The organism is Saccharopolyspora sp. NPDC049357, from assembly GCF_040677225.1.
Taxonomy (GTDB): domain Bacteria; phylum Actinomycetota; class Actinomycetes; order Mycobacteriales; family Pseudonocardiaceae; genus Saccharopolyspora.
Map to the genome: position 1 here is coordinate 131,574 of NZ_JBFAQJ010000002.1, position 17,352 is coordinate 148,925.

The following is a 17,352-nucleotide window of genomic DNA, read 5'->3' on the forward strand; positions in this document are numbered from 1 at the left end:
CCGCTAGCAGTACGCCCGTACCGTATACCGGGTGTCCGATCGCGTCGAGGACGTTTCGAGGTGGAACGAACTCAGGAAGGCAGGTCGCGGGACTGCCGCAGGCTCTCCACCAGCGCGCCGACCAGGCGGTCGAGCGCCGGTTCGTCCGTGCCCGGGTCGGGCCGGATCTGCAGCTCGATGCCGTTGCGGCCGGGGACCTTGCGCTGGATGAACCAGGCGCCGCCACCCGGCAGGTCCCGGTGATGGCGGGACCGGATCGAGCGGTTGACGCGCTCGTGGACCACGTCCGGCAGCCTGCTCTCCCCGGTCAGCGCCAGGCGCTGAGGCCGCAGGTCGCGCAGGTAGACCGCGCCGTCGACGTGCCGGGTCTCCTCGGCCTCGGTCACGGTGAGCACGTCACCGCCCCAGGCCGCCTTGCTGATCAGGTGCCAGCCGACCCTGCGCCCCTCCGGGAGCCAGAGGCCCAAGTGGGTGGCCACCACCGAGCCGTCCTCGCAGGGCGCGACGGACAGGACGTGCTCATCGGGGTCGAGGCTGCCTGGGAAGTCCACCGGGACCTCGGCGGTTCCGCTCAACTTCGCCAGCAGCCTCTTGATCACAGAGTCGTTCCCATCGCCTGGTCCAGCAGTGCCTTGCGGTAGCCCTCCAAGGCGACCATGTCGCCGAACAGGGCGTTGTACTCCTCGGCGTCCTCCAGCGGCGACATCCGCTGGACCTTCGACTTGATGTCCGCGATCTGCCTGCTGACCAGGCGTTCTTGCAGCCGGGCGATGATCGCGCTCACGTAGCGCGGGTCGTCCTCGGTCGTCCACTCCAGGGCCTCGACCGCCAGCTGCGTGCACAGCCGGGCGCCGATCTGGCTCTCGCACCGGTGCGAGACCGCGTCGACCAGGCCCGCCCCGCTCAGCCCCGAGGCCGTGCCGCCTGCGGCCAGCAACGCCTTCTGCACCTCGGCGTAGACCGGCTCGGTGAAGGCCTCGGCGGGAAGCGAGTCGTAGAGCGGACCGGCCAGGGCCGGGACCTGCAGGGCCGCCTTGATGGCCTCCCGCTGCAACCAGCGGGGATCGTGCCTCGGCGGGCGCTGCGGCAGCTCGACGTCCATGCCCAGCGACTGCTGGTTCTCCTCGCGGCGGGGGCGGCGCTGCTTGCGGACCGGAGCGCCCGAGCTCTCCCGAACCCGCCTGACCACCTGGTTCTCGTCGTTCCAGCCCGCCCACCAGGCGAGCCGGGCCGCGTATCCGTCGCGGCTGGCCGGGTCCTTGATCTGGGCGATCAGCGGAACCGTGCGCTTGAGCGCGGCGACGCGGCCGTCCACCGAGTCCAGGTCGTAGTCGGTGAGCAGGCTTCGGATGGCGAACTCGAACAGCGGCCTGCGCCGGGCCACCAGGTCGCGCACGGCGGCGTCGCCCTGGGCCTCGCGCAGCTCGCACGGGTCCATGTTGTCCGGGGTGATGGCCACGTAGGTCTGGCCGGCGAACTGCTGCTCGCCGTCGAACGCCTTCATCGCCGCCTTCTGCCCGGCCTCGTCGCCGTCGAAGGTGAAGATGACCTCGCCGCGGAAGGCGTCGTCGTCCATCATCAGCCGCCGCAGCACCGAGATGTGCTCGTCGCCGAACGCGGTTCCGCAGGAGGCGACCGCCGTGGGCACGCCCGCCAGGTGCATGGCCATCACGTCGGTGTAGCCCTCGACGACCACGGCCTGCCTGCGCTTGGCGATCTCCCGCTTGGCGAGGTCGATGCCGAACAGCACCTGCGACTTGTTGAAGATCGGGGTCGCCGAGGTGTTGACGTACTTGGCCTCGATCGGGTCGTCGTCGAAGATCCGGCGCGCGCCGAACCCCACGACGTCACCGCCGAGGTCCTTCAGCGGCCACAGCAGCCGCCGGTGGAAGCGGTCCATCGGACCGCGCCTGCCCTCGCGGGACAGGCCGCACTTGATCAGCTCGTCGACCTCGAAGCCCTTGGTCAGCAGCAGTTTCGTGAGCTTGTCCCAGCCGCTGGGCGCGAAGCCGCAGCCGAAGCGCTGGGCGGCGGCCTCGTCGAAACCGCGCGTGGTCAGGTACTCGCGGGCCGGTTGGGCCTCGGGCGAGCGCAGCTGCTCGGCGTAGAACTCGGCGGCGAGGCGGTGCGCCTCGACCATGCGCGAGCGGCTGCCGCGGTCGCGCTTCGGGCCCGGCGTGCCGCCCTCGTACTGCAGCTGGAGGCCGACCCGGTCGGCCAGCCGCTCCACGGACTCCACGAAGCCGAGGTGCTCGATCTTCATCATGAAGGCGATCACGTCGCCGCCCTCACCGCAGCCGAAGCAGTGGAAGGTTCCGTGGCTGGGGCGGACGTTGAACGACGGCGTCTTCTCGTCGTGGAACGGGCACAGGCCCTTCTGCGCGCCACCACCGGCGTTGCGCAGCGCGACGTACTCACCGACGACGTCGTCGATCCGGTTGCGATCGCGCACCTCGGCGATGTCGCTCTCCCGGATCCTGCCTGTCACGTCACCCAGTCTAGGGCCAAAGAGATCGGCCACGACCGGGTGTCCGCCCGGTGCGGCAGAATCGATCGCGTGAGGCCCGACACCAGCACGCTCGCCGCGGAGTTCGACCGGCACCGAAGCCGCCTGATCGGCCTCGGCTACCGGCTGACCGGACGGCTCGCCGACGCCGAGGACGCGGTGCAGGACGCCTGGCTGCGGCTGACCGACACCGACCACGACGAGATCCGCGATCTGGGCGGCTGGCTGACCACCGTGGTGAGCAGGCTGTGCCTGGACCGGATGCGCTCGGCCGCCGTGCGGCGCGAGAGCTACGTCGGCCCGTGGCTGCCGGAACCGCTGGTGAGCGCCGTGGATTCCGATCCGGGCGACATCGTGGCGGGTCAGGACGACCTGCGGATGGCGGCGATGCGGGTGCTCCACGAGCTGCCACCGGACCAACGGCTCGCGCTGGTGCTGCACGACGGCTTCGAAGTGCCCTTCGCCGAGATCGCCGAGGTGCTGGGGTGCAGCGTTCCCACCGCGCGCCAGCACGCGTCGCGGGCGCGTCGGACGATGGTCGACGCCGCCCCGCCGGAACGGGTCCCGCTGCCCGAGCAGCAGCGGGCGCTGGAGGACTTCCTGACCGCGGTGGCCGCCAAGGACCTCGCCGCGCTCACCCGGCTGCTGCACCCCTCGGCCACCGTCTACGGCGACAGCGGCGGCAAGGCCCGCACTGCGCGGCGCCCGGTCATCGGCGCCGACAAGGTGGCGCGCTTCGCCATCGGGCTCATCGACAGGTACGGCGCGGAGCTGCTCGGCGAGGCACGTCCGGTGCTGGTCAACGGCGACTTAGGCGTGATGCTGCCGGGCGACGGCGCCGGTGTGGCGCCTCGGGTGTTCGCGCTGGCCGTCCGCGACGGACGGCCAGCGGAGGTGTTCGACATCGTCAACCCGGACAAGCTGACCCGCGTGGAGTTCCACTAGGGACCGTTCGTGGTCGCTGTGCTCCAGGTGCGGGTGGCGGAACAGCTGAGTCCCGCACCCGGATCTAGGGCATCGGCACCCGGCAGGCCTCTCCGCTGGTGAAGCCCTGCGCGGTCAGGCCCAGCGCGTGGTTGACGCGGGTGCGCTGGTTCTCCACGGCGATCATGTAGGTCAGCTCGACCATCCCCTTGTGGCCGAGGCGCCGGTCGAGTTCGGTGACCTGCTCGTCGGTGACCTGCATGGGCTGCTCGGTCATCGCGTCGGCGTAGGCGATCACCAGCCGCTCCATCTCGGAGTACTTGTCCGAGGTGCGGTAGTCGTCGATCTCCTTGAGCCGGTCGATGTCCAGGCCCTCGTTGCGCTGCAGCATCGTGCCGAAGTCGACGCACCACGAGCAGCCGATCTTGGTGGCCACCCGGTAGACCGCCAGCTCGCGCAGGTTCGCCGGCAGCGCCTTGGCCGCCTTCTCCAGCGCCATCTCCGACACGCCGGCCGCCATCATCAGGCCCTGGTGGTGCGCGACCACGGTCAGCGGGTCCAGCACCGCGCCGTAGCGGCGCCGGGAGAACCGGTAGGTGAGCCTGGTCAGCAGGTTCGCTTCGCTGGTGGGCACGCCCGGAATGCGCGGCATGTGCTCGCTCCCTCCTCGCCACCCCGGTTTTCGGGGTTCGTCACCGGAGTGACGAGACAGGTCCCCGGAGCGTGACAGCTCAGCTCGGATCGGTGATGCGGGCCAGGAAGTAGAGCGCGCCGCTGTCGCGGTGGCGCACCAGGAACAGGAACGGGCGATCCACCTCGACGCGCACCGGTTCGGGTTCCCGGACGATGGCGGTCAGCCGCATCATCATCGCCGTCGCGGCCGCGCCTTCCAGGCCGGCCTCGTCGACGTCGAGCACCGACTCGTGCAGCACCTCCGAGACGCGCAGCGACCGGTCGGTCAGCGGGGTGAAGTCGGCGGCGGGGGTGAACAGGTCCCGCACGCCCAGCTCGCCGAGCGGTTCGGTGAGCTCCGCGCCGCCGGAGACCTTGAAGCGCGGCAGGAACAGCTCGACCTTGCGCTGCTCCAGGGCGCCGAGCAGGCCGGTCAGGCGCTCGGTGGTGAGCTCGGGTTCGGCGGTGGCCAGGTCGCCGTCGGGGAGCAGGACGACCGCTTCCACTCCCCCGGCCGCCGGGATCCCGACCGCCTGCCAGCCGTCGGTGGCGGCGTGGCCGAGGGTTCGCGCGGCCGTCATGGTGGGCGCGTCGCGGTCGCCGTCGGGGGCGTGGAACGAGCGCTGGGTGGTCTTGGTCTTCTCGAACGCCTCGCGCCAGGAGACCTTCAAGTAGAGGGCGTTGACCAGGGCCGCGACGGTCTGCGGGTGGACCGCGCCGGTCGGCAGCAGCTCCGGGATGAGGTCCCGGGTGGTCTCGGCGACGTCGGCGTTGATCAGTTCGCGGGCCGCTTCCGGATCGTCCTGGAACGGCGCGTTGCGCACCGCGCTGCCGGGCCAGTCCTTGAGCGCCAGCCGGTAGGACTCCTCGATCGGCAGGTCCGCGTGCGCCCAGAGGGTGTTGGCGACCGCCAGCACCGGCTGCTCACCCGAAGCCGCGGCGAGCTCCGCGGCCGAGCCCAGCAGCTCCAGCAGGTTCGCCGGCTCGTCGCGCAGCGCGGCGACGAGTTCTTCCCTGGTGTTGCCACCGGTCGCGGTGGCCGCCAGCCCGAGCGCGCTGCTCACCGAGTACGGCGACCAGCAGAAGGTCTTGGTCGGCGGCGGAGCCAGCTTCCCGTGCAGTGCCAGGGCGAAGTCGAGGTGGTGGTTCACGTCCGCAGGGCTCCGTTCCGCGTCGAGGAGACTCGGGCTTGATCCGAGTCTGCCAGAGCGCGGCGCAGGGACCCGTCCGCGAGCACTCCAGGCTTCTAGCCGGATTTCCCGTTCCCGCGCGCCGGCGGCGCAGCCACGAGCTGTGAAGACCACTCGCAGCTCGCACCGCCGCGGGTTCTGAAACGTCTTCTGGCGAGGACGCCGTGCACCTGAGTTGGCGACCGGAGCCAGAAGACGTGTCCGCTACCCGCCCCGCCCGGCAGGACGACCACCGAGAGGGGTCGTCAGCGGAGGGATTCCTCGATGTCGCTCAGACCCATGAGCCGGAGCTCCTGGGCGATGTACTCGGCGGCTCGCTGGCCCGCGGGGTCCTGCCAGCGAAGATCTTTGATCCAGTCGGCGAGGTTGTCCGCGTTGACGTACGGCTCGCCTCCGACGACGAGCTTCTGGATGTAGTGCCGGTTGCGCATTCGGGGTCTCCTCGCGGCCCGGCGTCGGGGGAACGACGGGCCGCCGCCGCTCGGCTCGGGATGCCGCGCGGTACGGGGATCAGGGCACATGCCGCCAACAGAACTGCCGGTCGACACTCTGGGTGAGGATTCTCCCCGACGACCCGAGATCCATTCACCCCCATTCGGATTAACGTCACATTGGTTTGGACACGCTATGTACATGGCGCTCATGCCAGATCACAGCCTGCGCATCCGTCAACGACGCGACCTGGTCCAGAACCACCCGATATCGGGACGAATCGTCCGAAGCTCGCATCCAGGCATCGTGCATCACTGGATCGAGTGAAGCCGGTGCGCTCTCGCTCAGCGCCTCGACGAGCTCGGCCAGCCGCTCCCGCTGCCTGGCCTGCATGCGCCGCCGGTCGCCGTCGTGCAGCACGTAGCGCACCGCCATCGCCTTGAGCACCGTCACCTCGGCGACGGCCTTCTCCGGCAGCACCAGGTCCGCGCGGTAGCGGGTCAATCCGGCCCCGAAGCGCGCCACAGTGCCACCGACCGCCGCGGCCACGAACCAGCCGACGAGCTCGCTGGTCAGCCGCTTCAACGCGACCTGCGCCGACAGCGTCCCGTCGTAGTCGAGGACCGCGGCCACCACCGGCCAGCGCACCAGCTCCTCGGCCGCCTGCTCCAGCAGCGCGGTCTCGCCGCTGCGCAGGAACCGGTCGTCCGCCAGCTTCGCGATCTGCGCGCGCTCCTGCGGATCGGTCAGCGCCCGCAACGAGATCCGCCCGGAGATCACCGCGTCCTCGACGTCGTGCACCGAGTAGGCCACGTCGTCGGCCCAGTCCATGATCTGCGCCTCCAGGCAGCGCCGGTGATCCGGCGAGCCGTCGCGCAGCCACTCGAAGACCTCCAGGTCGTCGTCGTAGACGCCGAACTTGATCTCACCCGGCCGCTTGCGCCACGGGTACTTCGTCGCCGCGTCCAGGCAGGCGCGGGTCAGGTTCAGGCCACGCCCGACCTCGCCGGAATCGGTGACCTTCGGCTCCAACCTGGTGAGGATCCGCAGCGTCTGCGCGTTGCCCTCGAACCCGCCGTGCCCGGCCGCCAGCTCGTTGAGCGCGCGCTCGCCGTTGTGCCCGAACGGCGGGTGCCCGATGTCGTGGGCGAGACCGGCGGTGTCCACCAGATCGGGGTCGGCGCCCAGCGCGGAGGCGATGCCCCGCCCGATCTGCGCGACCTCCAGCGAGTGCGTCAACCGGGTTCGCGGCACGTCGGCGCCCTCGTTCGGCCCCATCACCTGCGTCTTGCCCGCCAGCCTGCGCAGCGCGGCGGAGTGCAGCACGCGAGCGCGGTCGCGCGCGAACGGGGTGCGGTCGTCGGGGTGCGACGACGCGGCCTCCTTCGGCGCCTCGGGGTGCAGCCGCTGGAGGTCGTGCTCGCCGTACCCGGCCAGTTTCGAGCTCATCGCAGTGAGGCTAAGCCCCTAACACGACATCCCCACGCCACGACCCCGAAAACGGAGTCAACTGGAACCTCGTGCACGAGCGTGAGCCGCTGCTTCAAGTGCGGGACTCAGCCGGCACCGCCGCGGGTTCTGAGGCGGTTCTCCTGTGAGGACGTGTCGACGTGGTGTATTGGCATACATGAGTCGGCGCGCCCGGAGCAGGAGGACCGCCTCAGGTTCCGCCACCCGCGCCGCCACGCAAACCAAGCCCGAAACAGGCCTATCCGAGGCCGTCGCCGTTTAGTTCTGCTGGGGCGTGGGTCAGCCGGTAGAACAGCAGAGCGCCCGTCTCCCGGACGATGTACTTCATCTGGATCTCGCGGGTCTGGACCACCGGGCCCGAGCGGGCCGGGGAGGCCCACGCTTCGAGGCCCATGTCGTTGGCCATGGTCCGAGCCCGCAGCGAGTGCCACGGGTCGCTGACGATCAGCGCGCTGTCCCAGCGGCGCTGATCTGCCAGGTCCGACACCGCCTGCATGCTGCCGAGGGTGTCGCTGCCGACGTCGACCTCGACGATCTTGTCGCGCGGAACGCCGTTGTCCACCAGCCAGTTCTTGCCTGCCTGGGCCTCGGTGTAGGCGTCACCGGTCTTGCGGCCGCCGACGGTGACGATGTAGTCGGTGAGCCCGTCCTCGTAGAGGCCGAGGGCCTGCTTGAGCCTCGCTTCGAGGATGTCCGAGGGTTTGCCGTGGTACTGCGCGGCACCCAGCACCACCACGATGTCCACCGGCTGCCGGTCGTCCGCGCGGGCCACCTGCCACACGCGGACCGCCGTGCCGCCGACCACCAGGATCGTCACCAGCAGCGCGCCGACCAAGGCGCGCGAGACGATGCGACCGGTCCGCGACCGGTGGGCGGGATGATGTGCGCTCACCGGGGCATCTTCGCAGATCCACCACCGGCCGCGAGCGGGCCGGGCCCGCAGCGAAATCGACCTGGTGCTCCGGACTTCCGCATCGGGCTCAGCAACCGATCAGCCGGGCGCCCAGGTACTCCTCGAGCTTGTCGATGGCCACGCGCTCCTGGCTCATCGTGTCCCGTTCGCGCACCGTCACGGCGTGATCGGACAGGGTGTCGAAGTCGACCGTCACGCAGAACGGCGTGCCGATCTCGTCCTGCCGCCGGTAGCGGCGGCCGATCGCACCGGCGTCGTCGAAGTCGACGTTCCAGTTGCGGCGCAACGTCGCGGCCACGTCGCGGGCCTTCGGCGAGAGCTCGGCGTTGCGCGACAGCGGCAGCACCGCGGCCTTGACCGGGGCCAGGCGGCGGTCCAGCTTGAGCACGACGCGCTTGTCCACACCGCCCTTGGCGTTGGGCGCCTCGTCCTCGGTGTAGGCGTCGATCAGGAACGCCATCATCGGACGTCCCACGCCCGCCGCCGGCTCGATCACGTACGGCCGGTAGCGGGAGTTGCTGGCCTGGTCGAAGTAGGTCAGGTCGACGCCCGAGTGGTTGGAGTGCGTGGTGAGGTCGAAGTCTGTGCGGTTGGCGATGCCCTCCAGCTCGCCCCACTCCTGACCGCCGAAGCGGAACCGGTACTCGATGTCCACGGTCCGCTTGGCGTAGTGCGACAGCTTCTCCTTCGGGTGTTCGAACTCCCGGAGGTTGTTCGCGTCGATGCCCAGCTCCGTGTACCAGCGCATCCGCTGGTCGATCCAGTACTGGTGCCACTGCTCGTCCTCGCCGGGCTCGACGAAGAACTCCATCTCCATCTGCTCGAACTCGCGGGTCCGGAAGATGAAGTTGCCGGGCGTGATCTCGTTGCGGAAGCTCTTGCCGATCTGGCCGATGCCGAACGGCGGCTTCTTGCGCGCGGTGGTCATCACGTTGGCGAAGTTGACGAAGATGCCCTGGGCGGTCTCGGGCCGCAGGTAGTGCATGCCCTCCTCGGACTCCACCGGCCCCAGGAAGGTCTTGAGCATCATGTTGAACTCGCGCGGCTCGGTGTACTGGCCTCGGTTGCCGCAGTTCGGGCACGGGACGTCCGTGAGGTCGTCCTCGGTGACCTCCTTGCCGGTGCGCTCGGAGTACTCCTCGGCGAGCTGGTCGGCGCGGAAGCGGCGGTGGCAGGAGGTGCACTCCACCAGCGGGTCGTGGAAGGCGCCGACGTGGCCGGACGCCTCCCACACCTGGCGGGGCAGGACCACCGAGGAGTCCAGGCCGACGACGTCGTCGCGGCCCTGCACCATGTGCTTCCACCACTGGCGCTTGATGTTGTCCTTGAGCTCGACGCCGAGCGGTCCGTAGTCCCAGGCCGACCGGGTACCGCCGTAGATCTCGCCGGACGGGAAGACGAATCCGCGGCGTTTGCAGAGACTGACGATCGTGTCGATCTGGTCGGCGGGCACGTTCACTCCGGAATTTCACTGGAAAACACATCGGACCAGCCGGTCGAGCTGGAGTTTCCCAGCGTACCGATGGCGCGGGCTCCGCATCCCGGCCGGGCCGTGAGCGCTGAGGGACCGCCCGCTCGCGGCGGGTGACCGCACCCTGTATCGACCGATCGGGGCGCTCACCTGCTACCCGTAGGATGGTGCGCGTGGAACGTCATGGCGTGGCCCCCGGCCAGAGCAGCGCTCCGCGTCCGGACCGGCCGGAGGACCACGTCCACTCGCCGGACCGCGACGTGCGGCCGGTTCCGGTGCGCGACCAGCGGGTCCTGCACGACGCGGGTGAGCTGCTGCGCGCGCTGGCCGCGCCGGTGCGCATCGCGATCGTGCTGCAGCTGCGCACGTCGGAGCGCTGCGTGCACGAGCTGGTCGACGCGCTGGGCGTGGCGCAGCCGCTGATCAGCCAGCACCTGCGGGTGTTGAAGTCGGCGGGCGTGGTCTTCGGTGAGCGGCACGGCCGCGAGGTCATGTACCGGCTGGTCGACGAGCACTTGGCGCATATCGTGGTGGATGCGGCGACGCACGCCGAGGAGACCGCCCGCGCACGGACGGGCGACGACGCAGACGACGGCGGACAGGAGACGGAGACAGCGTGACCACCGGCCAGGAGCCCACCGTAGGCGTACCGGGACTGCGCGCCACCAAGCAGCGGGCTGCGGTGTCGCAGTTGCTCGACCACGTCAACGACTTCCGCTCGGCCCAGGAGCTGCACGAGGAGCTGCGGCGACAGGGCGAGGGGATCGGTCTGACGACCGTGTACCGAACGCTGCAGACGCTCGCCGACGCCGGCGAGGTCGACGTGCTGCGCACCGCCTCCGGCGAGGCCGTCTACCGGCGCTGTTCGAGCCACCACCACCATCACCTGCTGTGCCGGTACTGCGGTCGCACCGTCGAGGTCGCCGACCCACCGGTGGAGAACTGGGCCGAGCGCATCGGCCAGGAACACGGCTTCTCCGACGTCAGCCACACGGTGGAGATCGTCGGCACCTGCCCGGACTGCACCGCCAAGGGCCACTGAAGGACTGGTTGAAAGGCATGCGGCGGAGCCGCATCCTCTTTCACCACGCTGGCAACTGGCACCGCCGCGGGTTCTGAGCGGCTTCGTGGCGAGCACGCCGCGACGCCGATGTCCACCCCTGGGCAAGCGGAACACATCAGGAGTGGCGCACGGAGTCCACGAAGCCGCTGCGCTTTCCCCTTCGGGGGTTTCCGCCACCCGCACCGCCACGCAAAGCGAGCGCTCACCATCTCCTAGTACTCGTAGGTGTCCGGTGGGGCTGGGATCTGTTCGATCGTGAGCGGGTCGACCGTGGGGACGTAGTCGTTGGCTTCGGTGGCCGTGCCCGGGCGCAGGCGGCCGGTGATCTCGATCCAGGTGTCGGCGGGGAGCCCTTCGGCCCGCGGGCTGGCGAGGTCGATCTTGACCGCGGTGGCGTCGGCAGCGCAGCAGCTGATCCGCATCCTGGCCAGCTGGGTGGTCTCCGGCGTCGGGTGCACGACGAACCCCTGCAGGCGGACGGTTCGGTGGTTGAGCTCGCCGGTGTCGTCCCAGACCACGCGGGTCAGGAACTCCGACATGCTCAGCGTCGGCGCCTCGCCGGGTGGCAGCGGGGGGAACCGGGCCTGGCTGGGGGCCGCCGGGGCGCCTGCGGCGCGGTCGCGGGTGACCGAGTCCGAGCCCAGCGCGGGCGGGGCGATCAGGAAGATCGCGAACACCGGCAGCAGCAGCATCCAGGGGCTGCGGGTGCCGTGCTCGTGCTGGTCCACAGCCTGCCCGGCGCGGACGTCGCGGACGATGGCGAATCCGGCGAGCCCGATCATCACCAGCCCGGCGGCGATCAGCCACGGCTGCAGCGAGGGTTTGACGTAGCGCAGGAAGTCGCCGGTCAGCGAGATCTTCAGCAGCGCACCGCCGAGCAGCACCAGCAGGATGTTCTGGCTCTCCCGCCGCATCACGCACCTCCCAGCAGCACGGCGCCCACGGCGCACGCGCATCCGATCGCGACCAGGAACGTCGCCGGTGCGAAGCGGGCGGCGAAGCGGCGGCCGAAGGCGCCGGACTGCAACGCGATCAGCTTCAGGTCCACCGCCGGACCGACCACCAGGAACACCAGCTTCGGCAGCAGCGGCAGGCCGGGCATGGAGGCGACCACGAACGCGTCGGCCTCGCTGCACAGTGCCAGCACCACGGCCAGCACCGCCATGACCAGCACGCCGAGCACGATCTGACCGCCCAGCGTCTCCAACCACGCCGCGGGCACCAGGACGTTGAACACCGCCGAGGTCAGCCCGCCCAGGACCAGGAAGCCGCCGGCCTCCACCAGGTCGTGCCGCGCGGACTCGGCGAACACCGCCCACCGACCTCCTTGGGCCTGATGCGACTCGACGCGCCGCAGCGCGCGCTCGGCCAGCCACTCGGCGCGGCCGAGCTTGGCCCACAGCCAGCCCATCGCGCAGGCGGTCAGCAGCGAGCCGAGGAAGCGGGCGGGCACCATCCACGGGTCGGCGGGGAACGCCACCGCCGTGGAGACCAGGACGACCGGGTTCACCGCCGGTGCGGCCAGCAGGAACGCGAGCGCAGCGGCCGGGGCCACTCCCTGCTGCATCAGCCGCCGCGCCACCGGCACCGAGGCGCACTCGCAGCCGGGCAGCGCCACGCCGGCGAGCCCGGCGACCGGTACCGCCGCGCCCGTGCGCACCGGCAGGGCCCGGTGCAGCACGCGCGGTGGCACGAACGCCGCGATCAGGCCGCTGACCAGCACGCCGAACACCAGGAACGGCATCGCCTGCACGCACACGGCGACGAACACGGTCGATCCGGTGCGCAGCGCGGGCACGTCCAGGACCGCCGTCAGCTGCGGCTGGAAGATCACGGCGAGCACCAGCAGCCCGCACATCACCTCCAGCGAGGTGATCACGGGACGGCGCGTCCGCTGCGGCTCGACGATCTCGGTCACGGCAGCAATCGTGCCAGTGCTGCGAGGGCATCGTTGCGGGCTCGGCCCCCGGTGTGACGAAACCCCGGTTCACCCGGGGTTCCGACACACCACGGCATCACCCGCGCGGGTGCTCTCGGTTCGCGCGGAGAAGCGATCTCCGCTGGGTCAGACCGGGCCCTCGGACTCCGCGAGGAGCTCCGAGCGCAGCTGCGACGCCGTCGCGACGACCAGCATCAGCAGGGTGCCCAGCGGCGAGGGCTCCATGCCCTCCGCCGGGAACGCGTACCGCAGCGTCACGTCCACGCCCCGCTCGGTGCGCACCACGCCCAGCGTGCCGAACAGTCCCTGGCCCGCGCGTTCGGCGACGGACTGCGCCAGCTCGTCACCCGCCGGCAGGTCCCACGCGACGACGCAGGTCAGGCTCAGCACGGTCAGGCCCTCGGCCAGCTGCATCGCCTGAACCGCGCACGGCACCTCGGAGTGCCTGAACGTCAGCGCACCGTCGTCGTCGACGTGCACGTCGTGGTAGTTCTCGAGCGCTTCCTTGGCCGCGGTCATCAACCGCGCGGTGGTAGCGGCCTCTTGGGTCATCAATTAGCCCTCCTGGGCCGACGTGGCTGTCGCCGACCGATCGATTGCACCGCCGAAGCGGCGGTCCCGGCGCGCGTACTGCTCGCACGCCTGCCAGAAGTGCGTGCGATCGACGTCGGGGAACAGCGTGTCCTGGAAGACCATCTCGGCGTAGGCGGACTGCCAGAGCAGGAAGTTCGACGTCCGCTGCTCGCCCGACGGTCGGATGAACAGGTCCACGTCCGGCATCTCCGGCTGGTAGGTGTACTTGGCGATGGTGCGCTCGTCCACCTTCTCCGGGTTGATCTTCCCGGCGGCCGCCAGTCGCGCGATCTCCCGCGCGGCGTCGCCGACCTCCGCCCGACCACCGTAGTTCACGCACATCGTCAGGTTGAGGACTTCGTTCCCAGCGGTTCGAACCTCGGCCGCTTGCAGGGTGTTGACCACGCTGCGCCACAGCTTCGGCTTGCGCCCCGCCCAGCGCACCCGCACACCCATCTCGTCGAGCTCGTCGACGCGGCGAGCGATGACGTCCCGGTTGAAGCCCATCAGGAAGCGCACCTCTTCCGGGCTGCGCTTCCAGTTCTCCGTGGAGAACGCGTACAGCGAAAGCCACTTCACGCCGAGCTCGATGGCGCCCCTGGCCAGCTCCAGCACCACCGCCTCGCCGCGCTTGTGGCCCTCGACGCGCGGCAACCCGCGCTCGTTGGCCCAGCGACCGTTGCCGTCCATCACCACCGCGACGTGGTTGGGCACGAACTCCGGCGGCAACGCCGGCGGCTTGGCCCCCGAGGAGTGCGGCTCAGGTGCCCGAACGGTCGGGTCGTCCTTGCCTCGCCCACGGCGTCGCAACATATCCAGGTTCTCCTTCGGCGTGCTCGACGTGCGCGGCCATTGTCCCCGCCGAGCTCGATCATCAGTTCAGCGGCCGCCCGCTCTCCCCGTCCGCGGCTCCGACCAGCGCCGCTTCCGAAGCGCGTTCGCGGATCAGCTCGGGCACGGTCCGCTCCACCAACGGCAACGACCGCAACTGCCGCTCCATGTACCACTGCAGGTGCGCGGCGACCAGACCGCTGGCCTCCCGGCGAACCGGTCCGGTGGCGGCCTCGGCGGTGTCCCAGTCACCGTGCAGCAGCGCCTCCATCAGCGGCAAGGTCAGCGCCGAAGGCCTGACCGAACCGGCGGGCCTGCACGTCGCGCACACCGCGCCACCGGCCTGCACGTTGAACGCGGCGTGCGGACCGCCCTGCCCGCAGCGGGCGCACTCGGTCAGCGCGGGTGACCAGCCGGCGAAGGACATCGCGCGCAGCAGGAACGCGTCGAGCACCTGCGAGGAATCGCGGTCCCGCCCGGACAGGGCGCGCAGCGCCCCGACGGCCAGCAGGTACAGACGCAGCACCGGCTCGCCCTCCTCGGCGGCCAGCCGGTCGACGGTCTCCAGCACCGCGCAGGCGGCGGTGTAGCGCTGGTAGTCCTCGACGATCTGCACGCCGAAGGCGTCGACGGTCTGCACCTGGGTGATGACGTCGAGCGTGCGACCGGTGTAGAGCTGCACGTCGACGTGGCAGAACGGCTCGACCCTGGCGCCGAAGCGGGAGGTCGTCCGGCGCACGCCCTTGGCGACCGCGCGCACCTTGCCGTAGCGCCGGGTCAGCAGCGTGATGATCCGATCCGCCTCACCCAGCTTCTGCACCCGCAGCACGACCGCGGTATCCCGGTAGAGGCTCACCGGTCCATTTTCGCACTTCGGGGTGACGAGCAGGCGAGTTGTCCCTAGGTGCGCAGCGCGGGGACGGCGTTGCGGATTAGGACCCAGGCCACTACCACCGCCAGCAGGGCCTGCGGTGACCAGCGCCAACGAGTCCACGTCGGCAGGCGGCGGCCGAGACGACCGGCGACCCACGCCGTCCAGGACCAGGCGAGCAGCGGCAGGAGCAGCACGGCGAGGGCGTTGTAGTGCAGGGCCGCGGGGAAGTCGCCGTGCAGGAGGCTGAACAGCATCCGGGTGCCGCCGCAGCCCGGGCAGTCGAAGCCGGTCAGGAGCTTGATCGGGCACGGCGGCAGCGGGAAACCGGCGTCCGAGGTGGGATCGACGGCCAGCACGAGCGCGGCGCCCGCGCAGCCCGCGAGCAGCGCCGCGCCGGGCAAGCGCATCCGGTGGAGAAACAACGATGCCGGCGCGGGTCGTCCCGCACCGGCATCGACGTCAGTCAAGGGTCACCACTGCTGCGGCTGGCCGTAGCCCGGCTGCGGGGGCTGGCCGTAGCCGGGGGCCTGCAAGGCCTGCTGTCCCTCCGGGACCACGACCACGACGGTCTTGACGATCTTGTCCGCCCAGGTCTGCTTCTTCTCGTCCCACAGCGGGGAGAGCCAGCCGATGGGCAGACCGCAGATCGCCGAGTCCACGACGTGGCAGATCTGGCGCAGGAAGGCGTTGCCGAAGCCGATCGGCTGACCGGTGGCCTCACCGACCGTCTTGATCTTGGCGACCTTCTGGCCGAGCGTCTGCCCGGTCTTCCCGCGCCGGTAGCAGGTGTTCCAGATGGTGAACCCCAGCAGACCCAGGTAGAGCAGGCCCATGATGATCCCGACGACGATCAACGCCGTCATCGCCGCGTCCTCGTCACCACCGCTGGCGACGGCACCCATGATGAAACCGGAGATGATGTACAGCAGGAAGAACACGGCTCCGGGGATCGCGCCGTCGATCAGGTAACCCAGCACTCGGGTTCCCCACTCGGCGAGCTGACCGGCCGGGTGGGCGCCCGGCGCGCCGTAGGGCTGCGGCGGGTACTGCTGCGGGTAGCCCTGCTGCGGCGGGTAAGGCTGCTGCGGCTGGGGGCCCGACGGCGGACCGAAGGGCTGCTGCGGCTGCGGGCCCGAGGGCGGGCCGCCGTAGGGCTGCTGCGGACCGGACGGCGGGCCGCCGTAGGGGTAGTTCACGACAGAAGTCCTTTTTCCAGGTTTTTTCGGGACGTCTCCGGCCCGCTGCGAGGCCGATCGGAAACGTAGCTCAGACGCGCGTGCGTCGTGGGCGGTTCCGGAAAAGCCAGCTGGAAAAATGATCAGAACCCCAGTTTGCGGAGCTGCTTGGGATCGCGCTGCCAGTCCTTGGCGATCTTGACGTGCAGATCGAGGTAGATCTTGCTGCCCAGCAGCGCTTGGATCTGCCTGCGCGCCTGGGAGCCGACCGTGCGCAACCGCTCTCCGCCGCGGCCGATGACGATGGCCTTCTGGCTGGAGCGCTCGACGTAGATCAGCGCGTGCACGTCGATCAGGTCGTCGCGGCCCTCGCGCGGGTTCATCTCCTCGACGGTGACCGCCAACGAATGCGGCAGCTCGTCGCGCACGCCCTCCAGCGCGGCTTCGCGGATCAGCTCGGCGATCAGCGTCGTCTCCGGCTCATCGGTCAGCTCGCCGTCCGGGTACAGCTGCGGGCCTTCCGGCAGCTGCGAGACCAGCACGTTGGAGAGCTCGTCGACCTGGAAGGAGTCCTTCGCCGACACCGGGATGAGCTCGGCGAAGTCCATCACCTCCTGCAGCGCCAGGAGCTGCTCGGCGACCTGCTGCTTGGGCACCAGGTCGGTCTTGGTGACGACCCCGACGACGGGGGTGCGGCGGGAGACCTTCTTGAGCTGCTCGGCGATGAAGCGGTCGCCGGGACCGACCTTCTCGTCGGCGGGCACGCAGAAACCGACGACGTCCACTTCGGACCAGGTCTCGTAGACCAGGTCGTTGAGCCTGCGGCCGAGCAGGGTGCGCGGGCGGTGCAGGCCGGGGGTGTCGACGATGATCAGTTGGGCGTCGGGGCGGTGCACGATGCCGCGGATCGCGTGCCGGGTCGTCTGGGGCTTGCTGGAGGTGATCGCCACCTTCGTTCCGACCAGGCGATTCGTCAGCGTCGACTTGCCGGCGTTGGGTCGGCCGACGAAGCAGGCGAATCCGGAACGGTGGGCATCTTCGGAGGTCACCGCCCCATTGTGACGGTCCCCCGTCCCCACCTGCTCACCACCCACCGCACGACCCGGTCCCCACCCTCCCGCACCACGGGTGACCGGATTTCAGTGGAAATCGGTAACCGGACTTCAGTGGAACTCCGAGACCGGACTTCAGTGGAACTCCGGAACCGGACTTCAGTGGAACTCCGGAACCGGACTTCAGTGGAACTCCGGGACCGGACTTCAGTGGAACTCCGGGACCGGACTTCAGTGGATCCCCGGGACCGGACTTCAGTGGAAATC

Annotated in this window: 19 protein-coding genes; 3 read left to right on the forward strand and 16 right to left on the reverse strand. The window is 70.3% G+C overall.

Features of this window, described 5'->3' with window-relative positions:
* Positions 1 to 71: 71 nt before the first annotated feature.
* Entirely contained in the window at positions 72 to 599 is a 528-nt protein-coding gene (locus tag AB0J91_RS02305) for a hypothetical protein (RefSeq protein ID WP_363792686.1), read from the reverse strand.
* Positions 596 to 2,488, reverse strand: a complete 1,893-nt coding sequence (gene dnaG, locus AB0J91_RS02310; protein ID WP_363792688.1) for a DNA primase — start codon at positions 2,486 to 2,488, stop codon at positions 596 to 598. The genes AB0J91_RS02305 and dnaG overlap by 4 nt, the downstream gene beginning before the upstream one ends.
* A 69-nt stretch (positions 2,489 to 2,557) precedes the next feature.
* Here dnaG and AB0J91_RS02315 point away from each other — a divergent pair, with 69 nt between their 5' ends.
* Positions 2,558 to 3,451, forward strand: a complete 894-nt coding sequence (locus AB0J91_RS02315; RefSeq protein WP_363792690.1) for a sigma-70 family RNA polymerase sigma factor — start codon at positions 2,558 to 2,560, stop codon at positions 3,449 to 3,451.
* 64 nt (positions 3,452 to 3,515) lie between these two features.
* Here the strand turns inward: AB0J91_RS02315 and AB0J91_RS02320 are convergent, their stop codons facing one another.
* From AB0J91_RS02320 to AB0J91_RS02345, 6 genes are all read right to left on the reverse strand, one after another.
* Positions 3,516 to 4,082 (reverse strand): carboxymuconolactone decarboxylase family protein, encoded by a 567-nt coding sequence (locus tag AB0J91_RS02320; RefSeq protein ID WP_363863272.1) that lies wholly within the window; start codon positions 4,080 to 4,082, stop codon positions 3,516 to 3,518.
* A gap of 79 nt (positions 4,083 to 4,161) precedes the next feature.
* Positions 4,162 to 5,253, reverse strand: coding sequence for a serpin family protein (locus tag AB0J91_RS02325; protein ID WP_363863275.1), 1,092 nt, complete (start codon positions 5,251 to 5,253; stop codon positions 4,162 to 4,164).
* Between the two features lie 284 nt (positions 5,254 to 5,537).
* Positions 5,538 to 5,723: a hypothetical protein gene (locus AB0J91_RS02330; RefSeq protein WP_093420954.1), complete on the reverse strand. Its 186-nt coding sequence runs from the start codon at positions 5,721 to 5,723 to the stop codon at positions 5,538 to 5,540.
* Between the two features lie 175 nt (positions 5,724 to 5,898).
* Complete coding sequence (locus AB0J91_RS02335; RefSeq protein ID WP_363863278.1) at positions 5,899 to 7,173, reverse strand: deoxyguanosinetriphosphate triphosphohydrolase; 1,275 nt, start codon at positions 7,171 to 7,173, stop codon at positions 5,899 to 5,901.
* A gap of 259 nt (positions 7,174 to 7,432) precedes the next feature.
* A complete protein-coding gene (locus AB0J91_RS02340; protein ID WP_363863281.1) occupies positions 7,433 to 8,086 on the reverse strand; it encodes a YdcF family protein in 654 nt (217 codons plus the stop codon).
* Positions 8,087 to 8,174: 88 nt separating this feature from the next.
* Complete coding sequence (locus tag AB0J91_RS02345; protein WP_363792700.1) at positions 8,175 to 9,560, reverse strand: glycine--tRNA ligase; 1,386 nt, start codon at positions 9,558 to 9,560, stop codon at positions 8,175 to 8,177.
* A gap of 278 nt (positions 9,561 to 9,838) precedes the next feature.
* On the opposite strand from AB0J91_RS02345, the gene AB0J91_RS02350 reads away from it, so the two are divergent.
* Both AB0J91_RS02350 and AB0J91_RS02355 read left to right on the forward strand, forming a co-directional pair.
* Positions 9,839 to 10,198 (forward strand): metalloregulator ArsR/SmtB family transcription factor, encoded by a 360-nt coding sequence (locus AB0J91_RS02350; protein ID WP_363863663.1) that lies wholly within the window; start codon positions 9,839 to 9,841, stop codon positions 10,196 to 10,198.
* A complete protein-coding gene (locus AB0J91_RS02355; RefSeq protein WP_363863284.1) occupies positions 10,195 to 10,620 on the forward strand; it encodes a Fur family transcriptional regulator in 426 nt (141 codons plus the stop codon). Before AB0J91_RS02350 ends, AB0J91_RS02355 begins: the two co-directional genes overlap by 4 nt.
* Positions 10,621 to 10,853: 233 nt before the next feature.
* Here the strand turns inward: AB0J91_RS02355 and AB0J91_RS02360 are convergent, their stop codons facing one another.
* The 8 genes from AB0J91_RS02360 to era form a co-directional block, all read right to left on the reverse strand.
* Complete coding sequence (locus AB0J91_RS02360) at positions 10,854 to 11,555, reverse strand: TIGR03943 family protein (protein ID WP_363792704.1); 702 nt, start codon at positions 11,553 to 11,555, stop codon at positions 10,854 to 10,856.
* Complete coding sequence (locus AB0J91_RS02365; RefSeq protein WP_363863666.1) at positions 11,555 to 12,499, reverse strand: permease; 945 nt, start codon at positions 12,497 to 12,499, stop codon at positions 11,555 to 11,557. Before AB0J91_RS02365 ends, AB0J91_RS02360 begins: the two co-directional genes overlap by 1 nt.
* Before the next feature lie 207 nt (positions 12,500 to 12,706).
* Positions 12,707 to 13,132 carry a hypothetical protein gene (locus AB0J91_RS02370; RefSeq protein WP_363863287.1) on the reverse strand — a complete coding sequence of 142 codons (426 nt, stop codon included), beginning with the start codon at positions 13,130 to 13,132 and terminating at the stop codon, positions 12,707 to 12,709.
* Positions 13,133 to 13,135: 3 nt separating this feature from the next.
* Positions 13,136 to 13,966, reverse strand: coding sequence for an isoprenyl transferase (locus AB0J91_RS02375; protein WP_363863290.1), 831 nt, complete (start codon positions 13,964 to 13,966; stop codon positions 13,136 to 13,138).
* 61 nt (positions 13,967 to 14,027) lie between these two features.
* On the reverse strand, positions 14,028 to 14,840 hold the full coding sequence (recO, locus tag AB0J91_RS02380; protein ID WP_363792710.1) for a DNA repair protein RecO: 813 nt from the start codon (positions 14,838 to 14,840) through the stop codon (positions 14,028 to 14,030).
* A 44-nt stretch (positions 14,841 to 14,884) separates the two neighbouring features.
* Complete coding sequence (locus AB0J91_RS02385) at positions 14,885 to 15,325, reverse strand: DUF2752 domain-containing protein (RefSeq protein ID WP_363863293.1); 441 nt, start codon at positions 15,323 to 15,325, stop codon at positions 14,885 to 14,887.
* A gap of 3 nt (positions 15,326 to 15,328) precedes the next feature.
* Complete coding sequence (locus tag AB0J91_RS02390; RefSeq protein ID WP_363863296.1) at positions 15,329 to 16,054, reverse strand: RDD family protein; 726 nt, start codon at positions 16,052 to 16,054, stop codon at positions 15,329 to 15,331.
* A 122-nt stretch (positions 16,055 to 16,176) separates the two neighbouring features.
* Positions 16,177 to 17,082 carry a GTPase Era gene (era, locus tag AB0J91_RS02395; RefSeq protein ID WP_363863298.1) on the reverse strand — a complete coding sequence of 302 codons (906 nt, stop codon included), beginning with the start codon at positions 17,080 to 17,082 and terminating at the stop codon, positions 16,177 to 16,179.
* Positions 17,083 to 17,352 lie beyond the last annotated feature (270 nt).